The organism is Mycolicibacterium iranicum, assembly GCF_002101705.1.
Classification (GTDB): Bacteria; Actinomycetota; Actinomycetes; order Mycobacteriales; family Mycobacteriaceae; genus Mycobacterium; species Mycobacterium iranicum.
The window spans coordinates 21,253-37,073 of sequence record NZ_LQPC01000076.1 but is presented as its reverse complement, the minus strand read 5'-3'; the positions used below and the strand labels follow the sequence as shown (position 1 = coordinate 37,073).

Genomic DNA, 15,821 nt, shown 5'->3' with positions numbered 1-15,821 from the left:
TCACGGCGCCGAGGAGGACATGATGACCAAGCCCAAATTGGTGTTCAATCCGGTCGCCCAGGAGTATTTCGACAATCCGTACGAGATCTACCAGCGGATGCGCGACGAAGCCCCGATCTACTACGACGAAGAGGGCGACTTCTACGCGCTGACCCGACACGCTGACGTCGCCGCAGCGTTCAAGGACTACGAATCGTTCTCGTCGGCCCGTGGTTGCGATTTGGGCATGGTGCGCTCGGGCGAACCGCCGCAGAAATCCATCATCTTCATGGACCCGCCGGATCACCGGCACATGCGCAGCCTGCTGAACAAGGCGTTCACCCCGCGAGCGATCCAGTCGCAGCGCGCCACCGTGATCGAACTGGTCCAGCACTACTTGAGCGTCGCCGACCCGGAGAACTTCGACGTCGTCCAGGACTTCTCGGGTCCGTTTCCCGTCGAGGTCATCACCCGCATGGCCGGCGTACCTGAAGAGTTCCGCCAGCAGGTTCGGCACTGGATCGACACCAGCTTGCACCGCAAGCCCGGTCAGATCGACATCGACGACGAGAACATGCAGGCCAACATCGACTCAGGCGTCTACTACTACGGCCTGGTCCAGGAACGGCGGCTGAATCCGCAGGACGACATGATCAGCCGGCTCATCGCAGCGGAGATCCCTGACGACGAGGGCAACCTCCGCAAGCTCGACGACGTCGAGATCGCCGGGTTCGCCACGCTGTTGGGTGGTGCGGGCGCCGAGACGGTCACCAAGCTGGTGGGCAGCGCAATGGTGGTCTTTGCGCAGCATCCTGAGCAATGGGAGATGCTGCTCGAGGACCGCGACCTGATCCCTGCCGCGGTCGAGGAACTGCTGCGCTACGTCGGGCCTGTCCAGTACAACGTCCGCTACAGCGTGAAGGACGTCGTGTTGCCCAGCGGCACCGTTCCCGCGTTCAAGCCCGTCTTCCTGATGGGTGCTGCGGCCAACCGCGACCCCCGCGCCTTCGACGACGCCGAGACGTTCGACATCACCCGCGACCGCACCCAGGCGCAGAACCTTGGCCTCGGCTACGGCATCCACAGCTGCCTCGGAGCGGCGCTGGCCCGGATGGAGACCGCGATCGCGCTGGACCACCTGCTCGACTTCATGCCGCGCTTCGAGGTCGATTTCAACGGTTTGCAGCGCGTCAACATGCAGAACGTCGCCGGATATCACCATGTCCCCGTGAAGGTTCTGCGGTGAACCTTCACGGGAACGGCGGGAGGGAGAAGTTGGCATGACCAAAAAGATCGAGGTCGATTTCGAACTCTGCGAGAGCAACGGCGTCTGCATGGGCATCATCCCGGAGGTTTTCCACCTCGACGATGACGACTATCTGCATGTGCTGCAGGACGAGGTCACTCCGGAGAACGAGGAACAGATCAAAGAATCCGTGCGGCAGTGTCCGCGGCAGGCGATCGCGATCAGAGACGAATGACGGCAACCGAGCTCGTCTTCGATCCGTTTTCAGAGGAATTCTTCAACGGGGCGTGGGAGACCTATCGGCGCATGCGTGAGGAAGCGCCGGTCTACTACAACCCGGAGCACGACTTCTATGCCTTGTCGCGGCACGAGGATGTCGCTGCGGCGTACAAGGATTTCGAAAGCTATTCGTCGGCATACGGTCTCGATCTGTCGACGGTGCGATCCGACGAACCGCTGATGGCCAAGATGATCATCATGATGGATCCGCCAGAACATCGGCAGATGCGCAGCCTGGTCAACAAGGTCTTCACACCGCGTGCCATCGAGGCGTTGCGCCCCATGGTCACCGCCACGATCGACCGTTATCTGCCGCCGGCCGATTGCGAGAAGTTCGATGTCGTGCAGGACTTCTCGGCGTTGTTCCCTGTTCAGGTGATCACGCAGATGCTCGGCGTGCCGGAGGAGTATCGCCAGCAGGTCGGCGAATGGGTGGATACCTCACTGCGGCGGGAACCGGGTCAGATCGACATGTCCGACGAGGGCATGCAGGCCGTTGGCGAGCTCATGGGGCTCTACTACCGAATCATCCAGGAGCGTCGCGCCGAACCGCGCGATGACATGTTCAGCAGGCTGGTCGCCGCCGAGATCGTTCGCGAAGACGGCGAGAAGCAGTCCCTTGATGACTTCGAAATCGCTGGTTTTGCAACTCTTTTGGGTGGCGCAGGCGCGGAGACCGTCACCAAGCTGGTGGGCAACGCGGCTGTCACCTTCGCACGTAATCCGGACCAGTGGCAGAAGCTGCTTGACGACCGAAGCAAGATCCCCGCCGCTGTCGAGGAACTGCTGCGCTACGAGGCACCCAATCAGTACAACGTCCGCCGTTCGATGAAGGACATCGAGCTGCACGGCGTTACCATCCCCGAAGGCAAACCTGTGTTCCTGCTGGCGGGTTCGGCGAACCGTGACCCGGACGCGTTCACCGACGCCGACACGTTCGACATCGACCGTGACCGCACCGAGGCACAGAACCTCGGGTTCGGGTATGGAGTGCACAGCTGCCTGGGCGCCGCGCTCGCCCGGATGGAAAGCGCGATAGCTCTGGAGCGGCTCCTGGACTTCATGCCGCGCTACGAGGTGAACTTCGACGAGTGCGCCCGTGTTTCCGCGCAGAACGTCGCGGGCTGGTCCAGCGTCCCCGTGCGGGTGCTGAGGTAGCGCGGCAACCGCACCGCGAGCGCGCGTGTCTGCACGGCAACACGCCGAAATCTGCGGCGGTCAGCGCGCGCTCGCGCGCCGCGAGCGTGCCCGTAAAGCCCCCGATCAGAAGCCGGAGATGATGATTCCGTTGCAGTCGGCCGCCGCCTGGCGCAGCTTCAGCGCCTCCTGATAGGCATCGGAGTAGTACCACTCCTTGGCCGCGTCGACGGATTCGAACTCCAGCAGCACCGTTTGGGTCCCGTGCCACTGTCCTTCCAGTGTTTCGGTAGCGGGCCCGAACGCCAGCACCTTCGCGTTCGCCATGGTCTGGGAGGCGAGCTTGGCGTACTCGGCCATGCCGGCCGGGTCCTTGATCTCCTCGGTGATGATCACGTAACCCTTCGGCGTTGTAGCCACAGGTGAACCCTCTCAGTCGATTTGGTGAATTGCTCGTTCGGGACAGTTGTCGATGGCTTCCTTGGCGGCCGCCTCCAAATCGGCGGGCACGTCTCCCGGATTGGCGACCGCCCAGCCGTCATCGGTCATCTCGAAAACTTCGGGACACAGCGTTAGGCACATTCCGTGGCCTGCGCACCGATCTTCGTCGACCGCCACCTTCATCGGACGTCGAACTCCAGATGCAACTCCGTCAAGCCACGCAGGATGTAGGTCGGAATATATTGGTAGCGCCTGTTTTCCCGCGGTCCGTGCATCTTCTCCGAGATCCGGATGTCGGTGGTGCGGTCGAGAAGTCGCTCCAACCCGACCCGGGTCTCGGCGCGGGCGAGCGGGGCGCCCGGGCAGCTGTGGATGCCGCGGCCGAATGCCAGGTGCTGACGCGCATTCTTGCGTTCGGGATCGAACGTGTCGGGATCCTCGAAGCGGCGCGGGTCACGGTTGGCGGCGCCGTTGATGACCATGACCGTGCAGCCGGCACCGAGAGGCTGGTCGCCGATGATGGTCGGCACGCGCGACAGCCTGAAGTCGCCTTTGACCGGGCTTTCGATGCGGAGGCACTCCTCGATGAAATTGCCCAGCAGATCCCGGTTTTCACGCAGCTTCGCCTGGATCTCGGGTTGGTCACCGATGACTTTCAGCGCCGTGCTGAGCAGCCGGACGGTGGTCTCCTGTCCGGCGGAGAAGACGTTGGTCGCCACGCGCACCACATCGCCGACTTCGGGTAGCGTGCCGTCCGGGAACGTCGCGGTGGCGAGTCCGGTGAGGACGTCGCCGCGCGGTTCGGCGCGGCGTTCCTCGACATACGTCGCGAACACCTCGTACAGGTACTCCAGCGGGGTCTTGTTCATCGTCTTGTCGGCGTTGCCGACGGCGCTGCCGTGGGTGCCTCGGGCCAGCCGTTCCAGCAGGTCGTCGCGGTCCTCCTCGGGCACACCGAGCAGGTCAGCGATCACCTGCAGCGTGAACGGGCCGGCGAACCCCTTGATGAATTCGCCCTCGCCCGGCGCCAGGAATCGGTCGAGGTTGTCGTCGGCCAGCTGCCACATCGCGTCCTCGTTCTCCTTGAGACGCTTGGGCGTGATGAGCCGCATCAGCAACGCGCGGTGGTCGGTGTGTATCGGCGGGTCCAGCGTCGGCAGCTGATCGCTGAACGGAATCTCGTCGCGGTGCTCGACGATCAGGTCGGTGACATCGTCGCCTTCAAGTGGTACCGGGAAGCCCGGGAACGGGCCTGTCACCGAGATGCAGGACGAGAAGGTCTCGGAGTCGTTGTAGACGTCGACGGCCTCCTGCCAGCCGGTGACCATCGTGACCCCGTAGTGCTCCTCCTTGCTCACGGGGCACTTGTCACGAAGTGCCTTGTAGAAGGTGTACGGGTCATCCGTGAGCCGGCTGTCCCTGAAGAAGTCGACCGTGGTGAGGTCTTCCGTCATGCCCACTCCGTTTCGACGATCTCTCGCAACGAGAACGCAATTCTCATTATTGCGTATCAGATTTTCATACTGGCACCGCGACGTCAACGAGAGCCGCGATCAGGGGCCTCGGGTTGGATGCCCAGCACGTTCACGGCGGCCCCGAGCAGTTGGTAGCAGCCGATCGTGAAGATCAGGTCCATCACCTGGCGCTCGTCGAAGTGTTCGCGCAGCGCCGACCACGTGTGGTCACCCAGCGTGTTCGACTCGTGGAGCTCGTCGACGGCCCGCACGACGAGTCGGTCCACGGGGTCCCGGGGGTCTCCCGCCCGGATCGCGTCGATGTCGCCGGCCGTCAACCCCGCGCGCTGGGCGATCGGGATGTGGTGGTCCCACAGGTAGCCGCAGGGGCGCACGTGTACGGCACGCAGCAGCGCGACCTCTCGCACCCGGGGCGACAACGTCGACGACACGAGCAGGTGCGCATTGAACGTCAGATAGGCCCGAGCCAGCTCGGGGTGGTGCAGCAGCGTGCCGAGTACGTTGCCCGCGTCGCGCGGATTGGCCCGCTCTGGAGGAAGGAGCGGGCTCAGCGCCGCTCGCGCCGCGTCGTCCCACTGCTCGGCGGGCAGCGGATCCAGCCGCGGATGGTCGGCCACTACTGGATCGGCTCGTCGCCGAGCACCGTCGTGCGCAGCATCTCGCGCTGCGAATCGGGGTCGTACGGCGCCGCCCGGTGCAGGACGCCGTTGTTGTCCCAGATGACGGTGTCGCCGACGGACCAGCGGTGGCGGTACACGAGTTCGGGTCGGGTGGCCCGCTCCAGCAGTTCGGCCAGCAGCGCCTGGCCTTTGTCGCGGTCCATGCCGACCACATAGTGCGCTGACGCACCCAGCACGAGGGACTTGCGGCCACTGCGGTGTGTCCACACCAGCGGGTGCTCGTGCGTCGGGCGGGACCGCCACCGTGCCACGTCCTCCGCGCTCGGGTTCGGGTGGACGCGACTCTGCGAGGCTTCCAGCGAATGCACGACCCGAAGTGTCGAGAACCGCTCCTTCTCCTCATCGCTGAACGCCTCGTAGGCGGCGTAGGAGTTGGCGAACTCCGTCTCGCCGCCGCGCTCGGCGACCTGGACGGCGGACAGCACGGTGGCCTTCTGCGGGCACTCGTCACCGGTAGGCGTGCATCCGTCGATGTGCCAGTCGAAGGTCGCCCGCAGATAGGAGGCCGACTTGTTCTTCGACGTGTCCAGGGTGATCGGATAGATGCCCGCCACCGGGTGGTGCCCGTCCGAGGAGTGGTCGACCGCGCCGAGGCGACGGCTGAACGCGACCTGTGCTTCGGGGTCCAGGCCGAGGCCCGGGAACACGAGCACCCCGTTGGCTTCCAGTGCGTCCAGTACCGCCTCGCCCAGCGAGTCATCGGCGGCCAGGCGATCGGGATCGACATCGAGCACTTCGGCGCCGACCGAGGGGGTCAGTTTGTTGATCGTCAGCAGAGTCATGGGTCCTGTCCTGTCTAGGGCACCGGTGCGCTGACGCGGTCGATGACGGCGTCGGCGGAATCGGCGGGTTTCTGCGTACCGAAGACCTCGACGGCCATCGAGACCATGATCATCGAGTAGACGAGGTGCAGCAGGTTGAGCACATCCTCGGGCAACTCGTCGAGCGAAAACTTGTCGCAGTAGTCGATGGCTTCCTCGAAGCGGGGTGTGAACGCGTCGTAGAAGGCGTGAATGTCCGCCATGGGAGTGTTCTGTCGGGCCTCCCAGCGCTCGGGTTCCGTTGCCAGACACCACTTCTCGGCGAACAGCTCGAGCTCGGCGAAGGGCTCGGGAAGACGGGGCATGGTCACACCCCCGCCGGGCTGCGTTCGGCCTTGTACCGCTCGACCCAGTCGACGGCGACGTGGTGGAGGTGACGGACCAGGATCTCCTGGTCGTTGAGCGGATAGTCGTCGACGACCGGTTCACCCAGGCCGTATTCGAGGGCCGCCTGGGTGCCGCCCAGCATGCCGGCGTCCTGGAGGGCGAACTCCTTGAGGACGACGGAGGCGACCTCGTGCTCGATCCGTTCACGGACGGTGCGTGCGGGATGAAAGGCGTTGTAAGCCTCGAACTTGTGGGTGTTGTGCGAGGTGGGCCAGTAGCGATAGAGAAGGTACCAACCGTGATAGATCAGGATTTCCAGGTTCGGGAAGATCTGGAAGTTGGTGATCCCCCACGGCTCGATGCCGCCCGGGTTCAGGCCCGCGGACTGGTGCGTCTCCGGGGTCCGCCACGGACCCACCAGTCCACTGCGCGTTGCCCTTTCGACCGGGTACATGAACTCGGGCGCGAGCAGCCACCGCCGGGTTCCCGCTGTCGACACGAGGCGGTGCGGCCCGTCGATCTGGAAATGCCCGCACTCGAAGGTCGCGTTCGGCTGACGCACTTCGGTCGGCACCTGCTGCGAGTGCAGGGACGGCACGTGGTAGTACTCCTGGAACGCGTCGGCGAAGATCTTCCAGTTGCTGTTGTTGTGCGCGACGAAATCGTAACGCTCGGTCATCATCTCGAACGGATAGTCGTCCAGCGCGGTGATCATCGGCCCCAGGAACTCGCGCAGCGTCTGCCGCGGCTCGGGGTCGAAGTTGATGAAGATGAAGCCGTTCCACACATCGCACCGCACTGGCTTGAGACCGTACTTCGTGGTGTCGAGGTCGAAGAACTCACCGGGCTGTTGCACGAACTTCAGTTCTCCGTCGAGTCCGTAGCGCCACCCGTGGTACTTGCAGGTGAACTGCCGGCACGCGCCCTTGACCTCGACGTCCGGAAAGTCGTTCCACACCAACTTGTTCCCGCGGTGCCGGCACAGATTGTGAAACGCGCGAATCTGCTCGTCGCGCCCCCTGACCACGATCACCGATGTTCGCGCGGCATCGATGTCCTTGGTCAGGTAGCTGCCGACACGCGGAAGTTCCTCGACACGACCGACGTTGAGCCAGGCGCGTTTGAAGACGGCCTCGCGTTCGAGTTCGTAGAACTCGGGCGAGATCGAGTCTCGGAACGAGACGGGTCCGGTGCCGAGCTCCGGATAGTGCTCCGTCCAGCTGCCCTCGGCGGGCTTGGGCCACTTAGGCATGCCGATCCCCTCGTCGTCGGAACCCCGTCATCACATCACCGACCCTCCGTTGACGCCCAGCGTTTGACCGGTGATGAAGCCTGCCTCCTCCGAGCAGAGGAAGCCGACCGCGGCGGCGATGTCGTCGCCGGTGCCGAGGTGGCCGACCGGGATGCTGGCCACCATCTGCTCGTTGGGGGGCAGGAAGCCCGCCGCCTGGGATTGGTGTTGCATCGGCGTCTCGATACCCGACGGCGGAACGTTGTTGACGGTGATGCCCATCGGGCCGTACTCGCGGGCCAAAGACCGCGTGAACGAGATCAGCGCTCCCTTGGAGGCGGCGTAGTGCGCCATGCCGGGCGAGCCCCGCTGGGCGCTCGAGGACGAAATCATCACGATCCGGCCCCACCCGGCCTCGAGCATGTCGGGAACAGCGACCTGTGTGCAATGAAACGTGCCGTTGAGGTTGACGTCGATCAGCCGCTGCCACGATTGCGGTGAGATCTCCAGGAACGGTGCGAAATCCACCAGACCCGCACTGGTCACGAGAATGTGAACGGGCCCTAGTTCGGTGCGCACCTTGGCGAAGGCTTCCTCGACGGCCGCGCGGTCGGTGACGTCGGCCACGACGCCGAGCGCGGTGACGCCATCGGCTCGCAGCTCCTCGGCAACCCGTTGCGCCGCTTCGCCGTTGAGGTCGAGGACGGCGACCTTGTGGCCCCGTCTGCCGAGTTCATGGCATGTGGACTCCCCCATGCCGGAGGCGCCGCCGGTCACCACCGCTACGCGCTTACTCATCGATGCTCATTCTCAATTGTTCACTCATAGACCACGTGGACCTTTCGACTTGTGGGCAGCGACTGGCAGGTCAGGACCCAGCCTTCTTCGACTTCGCCTTCGTCCAGCGCGTCGTTGATCCTCATCCGCGCGCTGCCCTCGATGATCTTGGCCATGCACGTTCCGCAGGAACCCGTTTCGCACGAAGCCGGCGCTTTCAACCCCTTCTGGCGTGCGGTCTGCAGCAGGGTCTCGCCCTGCCGGTGGGTGGCGGTGACCTTCTTGCGGTCGAGCTCGATGATGATCTCTTCGCACGCCTCGTGCCTATCGTCGGTGACGCCAGGAGGCACCTCGGCGATCGTGAACCGCTCGAGATGCAGGCGGTGTCTGGGCACCCCGGACTCCTGCAGTGCCGCTTCCACGGTGTCCATGAACGGGGCGGGCCCGCACACGTAGTAGTGTCCGGCACCGTTCGGAGCCACGAATGAGGTGACGGCCGATGCGGTCACGACTCCGGCGTCCTCGTCGTAGTGGTGTTCGACGGTCAGGCGGTCGGCGTGCTGGTCGATCAGGTGCGCCAGCGGATCCGAGAAAATGACCGAATCGCGGCCCCGGTTGGCGTAGAACAGCCACACCGGCCTGTCCGAGTCGGCCAGGGCGGTGCGCACCAGCGACATGATCGGGGTGATTCCACTTCCCCCCGCGAAGGCGACCAGCGGTTCGGATGCCGAAACATCCTCGGGCAGAACGAACTTGCCCTCGGGCGCCGCGGCGTGCAACTCGTCGCCCTCCGCGGCGGTGTCGTTGATCCAGTTCGACACCACGCCGCCGGGATCCCGCTTGACCGTGATCCGCAGTTCATCTTCCACGGGCGCCGAGGACATCGAGTAGCAGCGGCGCAGGTCGCGCCCGTCGACACTGACCCGGACGGTGAGGAACTGGCCGGCCTTGTAGCGGAAACGGTGCGAGCAGTGCTCCGGCACATCCAGTACCAGGGACACCGCATCGGAGGTCTCGCGCACGACGCGCCTGATGCGAAGCGGCGCAAAGCCGTCGGCGGTGGATTCCTCAACCATCCCCGCCATATTATCAAGTACTTGTCATTAAGCTCAAGGCTCCGCCTCCCCGGAATTGCATTCCGGCGGGATATTGTCGAGAAATCCTCTGCCGGAATGCGATCCGGCGATTACTGGTCGACGTGGTCGGCAAACAGTGTGTGTCCGGTCCCCTGCTCGACGACGCGCCCGAGCAGTTCCCTGAGAGTCTTCTGCTCGGCCTTGGACAGCACTCCGAACACCTTGTCGTGCGCCTCGATGGCGTCGTGCACGACGGCGGCGGCGACCTTGCGGCCCTCGTCGGTGAGAAACGCCTGCAAGATGCGGCCATGGGCGGGATTCTGCTTGCGCTCCACCAGCCCGCGCTTCTCCAGGGCCGTCAGCGCCAACTGCACGCCCTGGGGGCTGATCAGCAGCCGCCGCGCCAGTTCCGCCCCCGACAGACCCGGCTCGTTGGACAGCTGACGCAGGACACCGATCTGTGCGGTGCTCACACCGTGCTCGCTGACCGCCTCGTTCACGCTGGTGAGCGAGAAGTAGAAGGCCTGCTTGAGCAGCCACAGAATGTTGTCCGTGAGCTCGATACCCGCCACGTCGTGCACCTCCATGCCTAGACGTTAGCCGTCCCGGCCGTGATCCCGACTGTCTACATGGATCACGCCGTCCTTCATGACGAAGCGGATGTCCAACGTGGTCGCGATGTCGCGGGACGGATCACCGCCGACCGCGATGACGTCGGCGAGATAACCGGGCGCGAGCCTGCCCAGTTCGTCGTCGGCCTCGATGAGTTCGGCACTCGTGATCGTCGCGGCACGCAGCGCCTGCATCGGGGTCATCCCGCGGGCGACGAGCGCACACAACTCCTTGGCGTTCTGTCCGTGCGGTACTGCGGGCGCGTCCGTGCCACACGCGATGCGCACTCCCGCCGCGATGGCCTTGGGCAGCATCGCCTGCGCCTGCGGGAAGACGACCTCGGCCTTCTTGCGCAGTTCCGGAGCGATCCGGTCGACGGCCATCGCCTCGGTGAGGTAGGTCGTGGACACCAGGAAGGTGCCATGGTCGACCATCATCTGGATGGTGTCGTCGGTGGCGAGGAAGCCGTGCTCGATGCAGTCGATGCCGGCCCGGATACACGCGCGAATCGCACTGTCCCCCACCGCATGAGCGGCAACCCGGACACCGGCACGATGCGCCTCGTCGGCGATCGCGGCGAACTCCTCGTCGGAGTACTGCTGGGCTCCGGGGGCGGTGCTGTGCGACATCACGCCGCCCGAGGCCGAGACCTTGATGAGCTTGGCGCCGTGGCGGATCTGATACCGCACGCAGGCGCGGACGTCGTCGACGCCATTGGCGATGCCCTCGGCCACCGACAGGGGCATGATGCCCGGCGCGAGCCGCTGGAACACCGTCGGGTCGAGATGTCCCCCGTACGGGGTCACGGCGTGACCTGCCGGATAGATCCGCGGTCCTGGGTGCCATCCCTGTTCGATGGCACGCTGCAACGCGACGTCGAGGAGATAGCCACCCGTCTTGACCATCAGCCCCAGGTTGCGCACCGTGGTGAACCCGGCCTCGAGCGTGGTGCGCGCGTTCACCGCGCCACGTAGCGTGCGGTACGCGGGGTCGTCCTGGACGCCGTGCATCGGGCTGGGCAGCCCCTCCGGACCTCCCGGGCCACCGATGAGCAGGTTGAGCTCCATGTCCATCAGTCCCGGCAGCAGGGTGACGTCCCCGAGGTCGATGACGGTCGCATCGTCGGGTTCGGCGGGCGGGTTGACCGCCTGGATGCGGTTGCCCTCGACGACCAGGACCGCGGGTGCGCTGACGACGCCGGCCTCGACGTCCGCCCAGCGGGCGGCCCTGACGACGGTCGCGGTCACGGGACCGGTTCTGCGTCGCAGTCCAGCGACGTGGCGCCGGTGTCGGGCACCTTCGGCTGCTTCCAGCATTCGACGGGGAAGGACGCCTGGATCATGGAATAGAGCATGTGCATCAGGTTGAGCACATCGTCGGGCAACTCGTCCAGGGAGAACTTGTCGCAGTAGGCGATCGCCTCTTCGGCGCGCGCGGTGATGGCGTCGTAGAAAGCTTGCAATTCGGCCATCGAACTGCCCAGCCGCTTGGCGTAGCGCTCCGGTTCGGAACCCAGGCACCAGTCGGAGAACTCTTCGAGGTCGGCGAATTCCGGCGGCAGCTTGGCCACAGACTCATCGACGCTCATCGTCACACCCCCGCCGTCTTGCGGCGGTAATCCTCGACCCAGGCCGCGGTTTCGGTGTGCAGGTGGCGGATGAGCACCTCCTGGTCGCAGAGCACGAAGTCGTCGAGCACCCGGGACTCGACCATCGACTGCGTGGCTTCGAGAGTGTTGGCGTCCTGCAGGCCGTACTCCTTGAACGAGACGGCGGCCAGTTCCTGTGCGATGCGCTCCCGCGGCGTGCGCGGCGCGGGGAAGTACACGGTGCCCTCGAACAGGTGTGTGTTGACCGACGTCGGCCAGTAGTGGTAGGTCAGATACCACCCCTGACCCCAGAACAGAATCACGAAGTTAGGGAACAGCTGGAACGAATCCAGGCCCCACGGATCGCATTTCGCGGGATTCAGCCCGGCGGGCATCTCACCCAGGTCCGGTTTGTCCCATGGTCCGAAGAGGCCGCTCTGGCAGATGTCCTCGATCGGTTTGCGCATCTCGTCGGCCATCTCCCAGGCCCGGACACCCGACGTGCTGACCAGCCGGTGCGGGCCTTCGATGCGGTAGTGCGGCGCCTCGAAACCCGCCTCCGCGGCGGCCTTCGAGTACGCGGTCGGCGACTGGTTCGCGTGCAATACCGGTGCGTGGTAGAACTCCTGGAACGCGTCCATGTAGAGCTTCCAGTTGGCCTTGACCTCAGACCGGTAATGGAATCGCGACGTCATCCTGTCGAACGGGTATCCCTCCAGGTTGGTGATCATCGGGCCGAGGAAGTCACGCAGGGACTGTTCGGGCGCTTCGGTGTGACTGGCGAAGTTGACGAAGATGAACCCTTCCCACACCTCGCAGTGCACGGACACGAGGCCGTAGCGACTCTTGTCGAGGTCGAAGAACTCGCCCTCCTGCTGCACGAACGTCAGGTTGCCGTCGAGGTCGTAGCGCCACGCGTGGTACTTGCACGTGAACTGCCGGCACACTCCGCTGGTCTCCTCCAGCGGCATGTCGTTCCAGACGAGCTTGTTGCCCCGATGGCGGCAGATGTTGTGGTAGGCCTTGACCTCGCCCTTGGTGGTCCGCACGACGATGATCGAGGTGTTGACGACCTTCATCTCTTTGGTGAAGTAGCTGCCCTTGCGCGGAATCTGTTCGACGCGGCCAACATTGAGCCAGGCACGCTTGAAGACCGCCTTGCGCTCGACTTCGTAGAACTCCGGGTCGACGGAGTCCTCGTAGGACACCGGCCCGGTGCCCAGCTGCGGATAGTGCTCGGTCCAGCTGCCTTCTGCCGGCTTGGGAAATCGGGGCATCAAGTATCTCCTCGGGGCTGCCGTCACTGCCGCGCCGCCCGCGTGCGAAGCGACCAGGTGAGTCTCGCAGGCAAACACACAGGCGCAGACGCCTTTTCGTCATTTCGCAGAAGACGACATCGCCGACGGTATATGGTCGACCCATCAATCGCAAGTAGTTGATATTCACCGCTACCGATCAAGGGGAACGACACGGTGCGTCACGACGAGCTGTTCATCGCGGGGACCTGGCAGGCACCGAGCACAGAACGGCGCATCGAGGTGGTCTCTCCGCACACCGAGACGACGATCGCGTCCGTGGCGGCCGCCGCACCCGCCGACGTGGACCGGGCCGTCGCCGCCGCACGGGAGGCGTTCGACAACGGTCCCTGGCCGCGCACCGACCCCGCTGAACGCATCGCGACGGTGCGCGGGCTGGCAGAGATCTACGGCGTGCGCCGGGCCGACATGGCGGACCTCATCACCGCCGAGATCGGCGCCCCCATCGGTTTCGCCCAGCGCGCGCAGGTGGCACTGCCGTGGACGATGATGTCGGCGTTCTGCGATGTGGCGCAGCGCTACCCGTGGCGCGAGGACAGGCCCGGGCGCTACGGCGCCGACATCCGGGTCCTGCGTGAGCCGGCAGGGGTGGTCGCCGCGATCGTGCCGTGGAACATGCCGCAGTTCCTGATCGCCACCAAGCTGATTCCGGCGTTGCTCGCCGGGTGCGCGGTGGTGCTCAAGCCCGCCGCCGAATCACCCCTCGATGCGATCCTGCTCGCCGAGATCATCGCCGAGTCCGATCTGCCGCCGGGCGTGGTCAGCGTGCTACCCGGTGACGGCGCCGTCGGTGAGCACCTCGTGCGCCATCCCGGCGTCGACAAGGTCTCGTTCACCGGCTCGAGTGCCGCAGGCAGGGCCGTCGCGTCGGCGTGCGCGCGCGATTTGAAGCGGGTCAGTCTCGAGCTGGGAGGTAAGTCCGCGGCAATCGTGCTCGACGACGCGGACCCTGCTGCCGTCGCGTCGGGTGTGCGCTCGGCGAGCCTGTCCAACAGCGGCCAGATCTGCAATGCGCTGACGCGCATTCTCGTTCCGCAGACGCGCGCCGCGGAGTTCACCGACGCACTCGCCGCAGAGATGAGTGCCCTGGTGGTCGGCGATCCGACCGACAGCGCCACCCAGGTCGGACCGCTGGTCGCGCAACGACAGCAGAGGCGCGTCACCGGTTACATCGAGCAGGGAGTGCGAGACGGGGCACGTGTCGCACTCGGGGGCACCGGGATGCCCGACGGACTGGACCGCGGCTGGTATGTCAAGCCCACCCTGTTCGATAGCGCCGACAACTCGATGACCATTGCCCGTGAGGAGATCTTCGGGCCGGTGCTGACCGTGATCCCGTATGCCGATACCGAGGAGGCGATCCGCATCGCCAACGACTCGGACTACGGTCTGGCCGGCTCGGTCTTCACCGCCGACGACGAGCGCGGATTCGAGGTGGCGGCCAGAATCCGAACGGGCACGTTCGGCGTCAACCAGGGCTACCCGATGGATCCGTTCGCGCCTTTCGGCGGCGTGAAGGCCAGCGGCTACGGCCGCGAACTCGGGCGAGAGGGCATCGACGGCTACACCGAGACGAAATCGGTTGCCGTAGCGCCCCGTTGAGAGTCGTCTTCGATGCCGAACGTCTCGATCGCCATCGCCAGCGTGCACGTTCCCGACCGTGTCGGGCCGCGCCCGCTCCGGCGGCATCATCACCGATAGAGCACGCACGACACCGTCGTTCCACTGGTCCGCGGGTAGCGGCGACAGCCTCATTTCAGGCAGCTCCCCCAATCGATCGGCATGGACACCCCGGTGACGTAGCGCGAGTAGTCGGAGGCGAAGAACATCACAGCGTTGGTGATGTCCTCGATCTCGACCCCCGGCCGCGGCACGCTGTGGAACATCTGGCAAATCGGCGCTATGTCGTCCGGACCCGGGTTCTCCAGATCGGGGCGGAAAAGCCGGAAGGTCTCGTCGTTCATCACCATCGGCGAGTTGACGTGCGTCGGGTGCACGCTGTTGACCCGGATCATGTGAGGTGCGAGTTCGGCCGCGCACGACCGCATCAGGCCGACGACGCCGTCTTTGGCCGAAACATAGTGGCTCATCTGCGGATACGCCTTCATGCCTGCCACCGAGCAGACGCAATCTCGCATGAATTCGGGTGCAAACGTGCGATTTTGCGTCTGCTCGCCACCCATTGGGGGGTCAGTCGGGCAGCTTGATGACCGACGTATACATTTCGACGACCGGGCGGTAGAGGTCGACATCGTCGAGTTGGCTGCCCAGAACGACGGAGTCGCTCGTGGCCACCAAGGCCTGGGCGAACGTCAGCGGCGGGATGAGCAGCGTCGCGCCGAGCCGCTCCATTCCCTCGACGATGAAGTTGGCCAACTGGTCGACGACCTCAGCCCGCTTCTGCGCGACCCGATCACGCGCCTCCGGGTTGCGCAGGAGATACAGCGTGAACTCCAGACCCAGTGCGGCATGTTCTGCGCCGCGATCCTGGCTCAGTTGACGCCAGCGCTCGGCGATCTCATCGAGTTCACGGGCTCCGACGCGACTGGCGCTCGACATCACCTCGGCGAAGTTGTCGAAGTATCGGCGCCAGTATCGGTCACTGACCGCCAAGAAGAGGTCTTCCTTGGTGGCGAAGTGCTTGTAGATCGCACCCTTGGTGTAGCCGGCCGAGTGAGCGATGTCATCGAGAGTCGCAGGAGTGAAACCCTTTTCGGCGAAGACCTCTTCAGCGGCATCCAGCAGCACCGAACGCGTGTGTTCGAGCCTGCGTTCCCTCGTCCAGCGCTCCGCCATGACGGAAGTCTGCCACAGATTCTGGGTGACCTGTTGGATT

General features: G+C 65.0%; 18 protein-coding genes and 1 pseudogene. 4 read left to right on the top strand and 15 right to left on the bottom strand.

What is annotated here, in order from left to right; genetic code table 11:
• Positions 1-22 precede the first annotated feature (22 nt).
• Genes AWC12_RS29370 through AWC12_RS29360 form a run of 3 tightly spaced genes read left to right on the top strand, consistent with a single transcriptional unit; the run spans position 23 to position 2,662 of the window.
• Positions 23-1,225, top strand: a complete 1,203-nt coding sequence (locus AWC12_RS29370) for a cytochrome P450 (RefSeq protein WP_085178444.1) — start codon at positions 23-25, stop codon at positions 1,223-1,225.
• A 34-nt stretch (positions 1,226-1,259) separates the two neighbouring features.
• Complete coding sequence (locus AWC12_RS29365) at positions 1,260-1,460, top strand: ferredoxin (RefSeq protein WP_085178357.1); 201 nt, start codon at positions 1,260-1,262, stop codon at positions 1,458-1,460.
• Positions 1,457-2,662 (top strand): cytochrome P450, encoded by a 1,206-nt coding sequence (locus tag AWC12_RS29360; RefSeq protein WP_085178356.1) that lies wholly within the window; start codon positions 1,457-1,459, stop codon positions 2,660-2,662. Before AWC12_RS29365 ends, AWC12_RS29360 begins: the two co-directional genes overlap by 4 nt.
• A 105-nt stretch (positions 2,663-2,767) precedes the next feature.
• On the opposite strand, the gene AWC12_RS29355 is transcribed toward AWC12_RS29360, so the two are convergent.
• The 13 genes from AWC12_RS29355 to AWC12_RS29295 all read right to left on the bottom strand — a co-directional run bounded on the left by AWC12_RS29355 (position 2,768) and on the right by AWC12_RS29295 (position 12,946).
• A complete protein-coding gene (locus tag AWC12_RS29355; protein WP_268786666.1) occupies positions 2,768-3,061 on the bottom strand; it encodes a DUF1330 domain-containing protein in 294 nt (97 codons plus the stop codon).
• A 12-nt stretch (positions 3,062-3,073) separates the two neighbouring features.
• Positions 3,074-3,265, bottom strand: a complete 192-nt coding sequence (locus tag AWC12_RS29350) for a ferredoxin (protein ID WP_085178355.1) — start codon at positions 3,263-3,265, stop codon at positions 3,074-3,076.
• On the bottom strand, positions 3,262-4,536 hold the full coding sequence (locus AWC12_RS29345) for a cytochrome P450 (protein WP_085178354.1): 1,275 nt from the start codon (positions 4,534-4,536) through the stop codon (positions 3,262-3,264). The genes AWC12_RS29350 and AWC12_RS29345 overlap by 4 nt, the downstream gene beginning before the upstream one ends.
• Before the next feature lie 83 nt (positions 4,537-4,619).
• Positions 4,620-5,174 (bottom strand): carboxymuconolactone decarboxylase family protein, encoded by a 555-nt coding sequence (locus tag AWC12_RS29340; protein ID WP_234814203.1) that lies wholly within the window; start codon positions 5,172-5,174, stop codon positions 4,620-4,622.
• Positions 5,174-6,019: a TauD/TfdA dioxygenase family protein gene (locus AWC12_RS29335; RefSeq protein WP_085178353.1), complete on the bottom strand. Its 846-nt coding sequence runs from the start codon at positions 6,017-6,019 to the stop codon at positions 5,174-5,176. Before AWC12_RS29335 ends, AWC12_RS29340 begins: the two co-directional genes overlap by 1 nt.
• A 14-nt stretch (positions 6,020-6,033) precedes the next feature.
• Entirely contained in the window at positions 6,034-6,363 is a 330-nt protein-coding gene (locus AWC12_RS29330; protein ID WP_085178352.1) for a hypothetical protein, read from the bottom strand.
• Between the two features lie 2 nt (positions 6,364-6,365).
• The gene (locus AWC12_RS29325) at positions 6,366-7,637 is read right to left on the bottom strand and encodes an aromatic ring-hydroxylating oxygenase subunit alpha (RefSeq protein WP_085178351.1); all 1,272 of its coding nucleotides are present in this window, start codon (positions 7,635-7,637) and stop codon (positions 6,366-6,368) included.
• Between the two features lie 30 nt (positions 7,638-7,667).
• A complete protein-coding gene (locus tag AWC12_RS29320; protein WP_085178350.1) occupies positions 7,668-8,414 on the bottom strand; it encodes an SDR family NAD(P)-dependent oxidoreductase in 747 nt (248 codons plus the stop codon).
• Positions 8,415-8,434: 20 nt separating this feature from the next.
• Positions 8,435-9,469 (bottom strand): ferredoxin--NADP reductase, encoded by a 1,035-nt coding sequence (locus AWC12_RS29315; RefSeq protein ID WP_085178349.1) that lies wholly within the window; start codon positions 9,467-9,469, stop codon positions 8,435-8,437.
• Positions 9,470-9,579: 110 nt separating this feature from the next.
• Positions 9,580-10,032, bottom strand: coding sequence for a MarR family winged helix-turn-helix transcriptional regulator (locus AWC12_RS29310; protein ID WP_085178438.1), 453 nt, complete (start codon positions 10,030-10,032; stop codon positions 9,580-9,582).
• Between the two features lie 33 nt (positions 10,033-10,065).
• Positions 10,066-11,328: a metal-dependent hydrolase family protein gene (locus AWC12_RS29305; RefSeq protein WP_085178348.1), complete on the bottom strand. Its 1,263-nt coding sequence runs from the start codon at positions 11,326-11,328 to the stop codon at positions 10,066-10,068.
• Positions 11,325-11,669 (bottom strand): hypothetical protein, encoded by a 345-nt coding sequence (locus AWC12_RS29300; protein ID WP_085178347.1) that lies wholly within the window; start codon positions 11,667-11,669, stop codon positions 11,325-11,327. The genes AWC12_RS29305 and AWC12_RS29300 overlap by 4 nt, the downstream gene beginning before the upstream one ends.
• Positions 11,670-11,671: 2 nt before the next feature.
• Complete coding sequence (locus AWC12_RS29295) at positions 11,672-12,946, bottom strand: aromatic ring-hydroxylating oxygenase subunit alpha (protein ID WP_085178346.1); 1,275 nt, start codon at positions 12,944-12,946, stop codon at positions 11,672-11,674.
• Positions 12,947-13,141: 195 nt separating this feature from the next.
• Between AWC12_RS29295 and AWC12_RS29290 the strand changes: the two genes are divergently transcribed.
• Complete coding sequence (locus AWC12_RS29290; protein ID WP_085178345.1) at positions 13,142-14,587, top strand: aldehyde dehydrogenase; 1,446 nt, start codon at positions 13,142-13,144, stop codon at positions 14,585-14,587.
• A gap of 149 nt (positions 14,588-14,736) precedes the next feature.
• Here the strand turns inward: AWC12_RS29290 and AWC12_RS29280 are convergent.
• Both AWC12_RS29280 and AWC12_RS29275 read right to left on the bottom strand, forming a co-directional pair.
• A pseudogene (locus AWC12_RS29280) lies at positions 14,737-15,105 on the bottom strand (SDR family oxidoreductase); the annotation flags it as partial.
• Positions 15,106-15,175: 70 nt separating this feature from the next.
• Positions 15,176-15,781 carry a TetR/AcrR family transcriptional regulator gene (locus tag AWC12_RS29275; protein WP_085178344.1) on the bottom strand — a complete coding sequence of 202 codons (606 nt, stop codon included), beginning with the start codon at positions 15,779-15,781 and terminating at the stop codon, positions 15,176-15,178.
• Between the last annotated feature and the right edge of the window lie 40 nt (positions 15,782-15,821).

Excerpts from the sequence above, each read along its gene's own strand:
- AWC12_RS29370 (WP_085178444.1), top strand. The coding sequence starts at position 23 with ATGACCAAGCCCAAATTGGTGTTCAATCCGGTCGCCCAGGAGTATTTC.
- AWC12_RS29365 (WP_085178357.1), top strand. The coding sequence starts at position 1,260 with ATGACCAAAAAGATCGAGGTCGATTTCGAACTCTGCGAGAGCAACGGC.
- AWC12_RS29360 (WP_085178356.1), top strand. The coding sequence starts at position 1,457 with ATGACGGCAACCGAGCTCGTCTTCGATCCGTTTTCAGAGGAATTCTTC.
- AWC12_RS29350 (WP_085178355.1), bottom strand. The coding sequence starts at position 3,265 with ATGAAGGTGGCGGTCGACGAAGATCGGTGCGCAGGCCACGGAATGTGC.
- AWC12_RS29345 (WP_085178354.1), bottom strand. The coding sequence starts at position 4,536 with ATGACGGAAGACCTCACCACGGTCGACTTCTTCAGGGACAGCCGGCTC.
- AWC12_RS29335 (WP_085178353.1), bottom strand. The coding sequence starts at position 6,019 with ATGACTCTGCTGACGATCAACAAACTGACCCCCTCGGTCGGCGCCGAA.
- AWC12_RS29330 (WP_085178352.1), bottom strand. The coding sequence starts at position 6,363 with ATGCCCCGTCTTCCCGAGCCCTTCGCCGAGCTCGAGCTGTTCGCCGAG.
- AWC12_RS29325 (WP_085178351.1), bottom strand. The coding sequence starts at position 7,637 with ATGCCTAAGTGGCCCAAGCCCGCCGAGGGCAGCTGGACGGAGCACTAT.
- AWC12_RS29320 (WP_085178350.1), bottom strand. The coding sequence starts at position 8,414 with ATGAGTAAGCGCGTAGCGGTGGTGACCGGCGGCGCCTCCGGCATGGGG.
- AWC12_RS29315 (WP_085178349.1), bottom strand. The coding sequence starts at position 9,469 with ATGGTTGAGGAATCCACCGCCGACGGCTTTGCGCCGCTTCGCATCAGG.
- AWC12_RS29300 (WP_085178347.1), bottom strand. The coding sequence starts at position 11,669 with ATGAGCGTCGATGAGTCTGTGGCCAAGCTGCCGCCGGAATTCGCCGAC.
- AWC12_RS29295 (WP_085178346.1), bottom strand. The coding sequence starts at position 12,946 with ATGCCCCGATTTCCCAAGCCGGCAGAAGGCAGCTGGACCGAGCACTAT.
- AWC12_RS29275 (WP_085178344.1), bottom strand. The coding sequence starts at position 15,781 with ATGGCGGAGCGCTGGACGAGGGAACGCAGGCTCGAACACACGCGTTCG.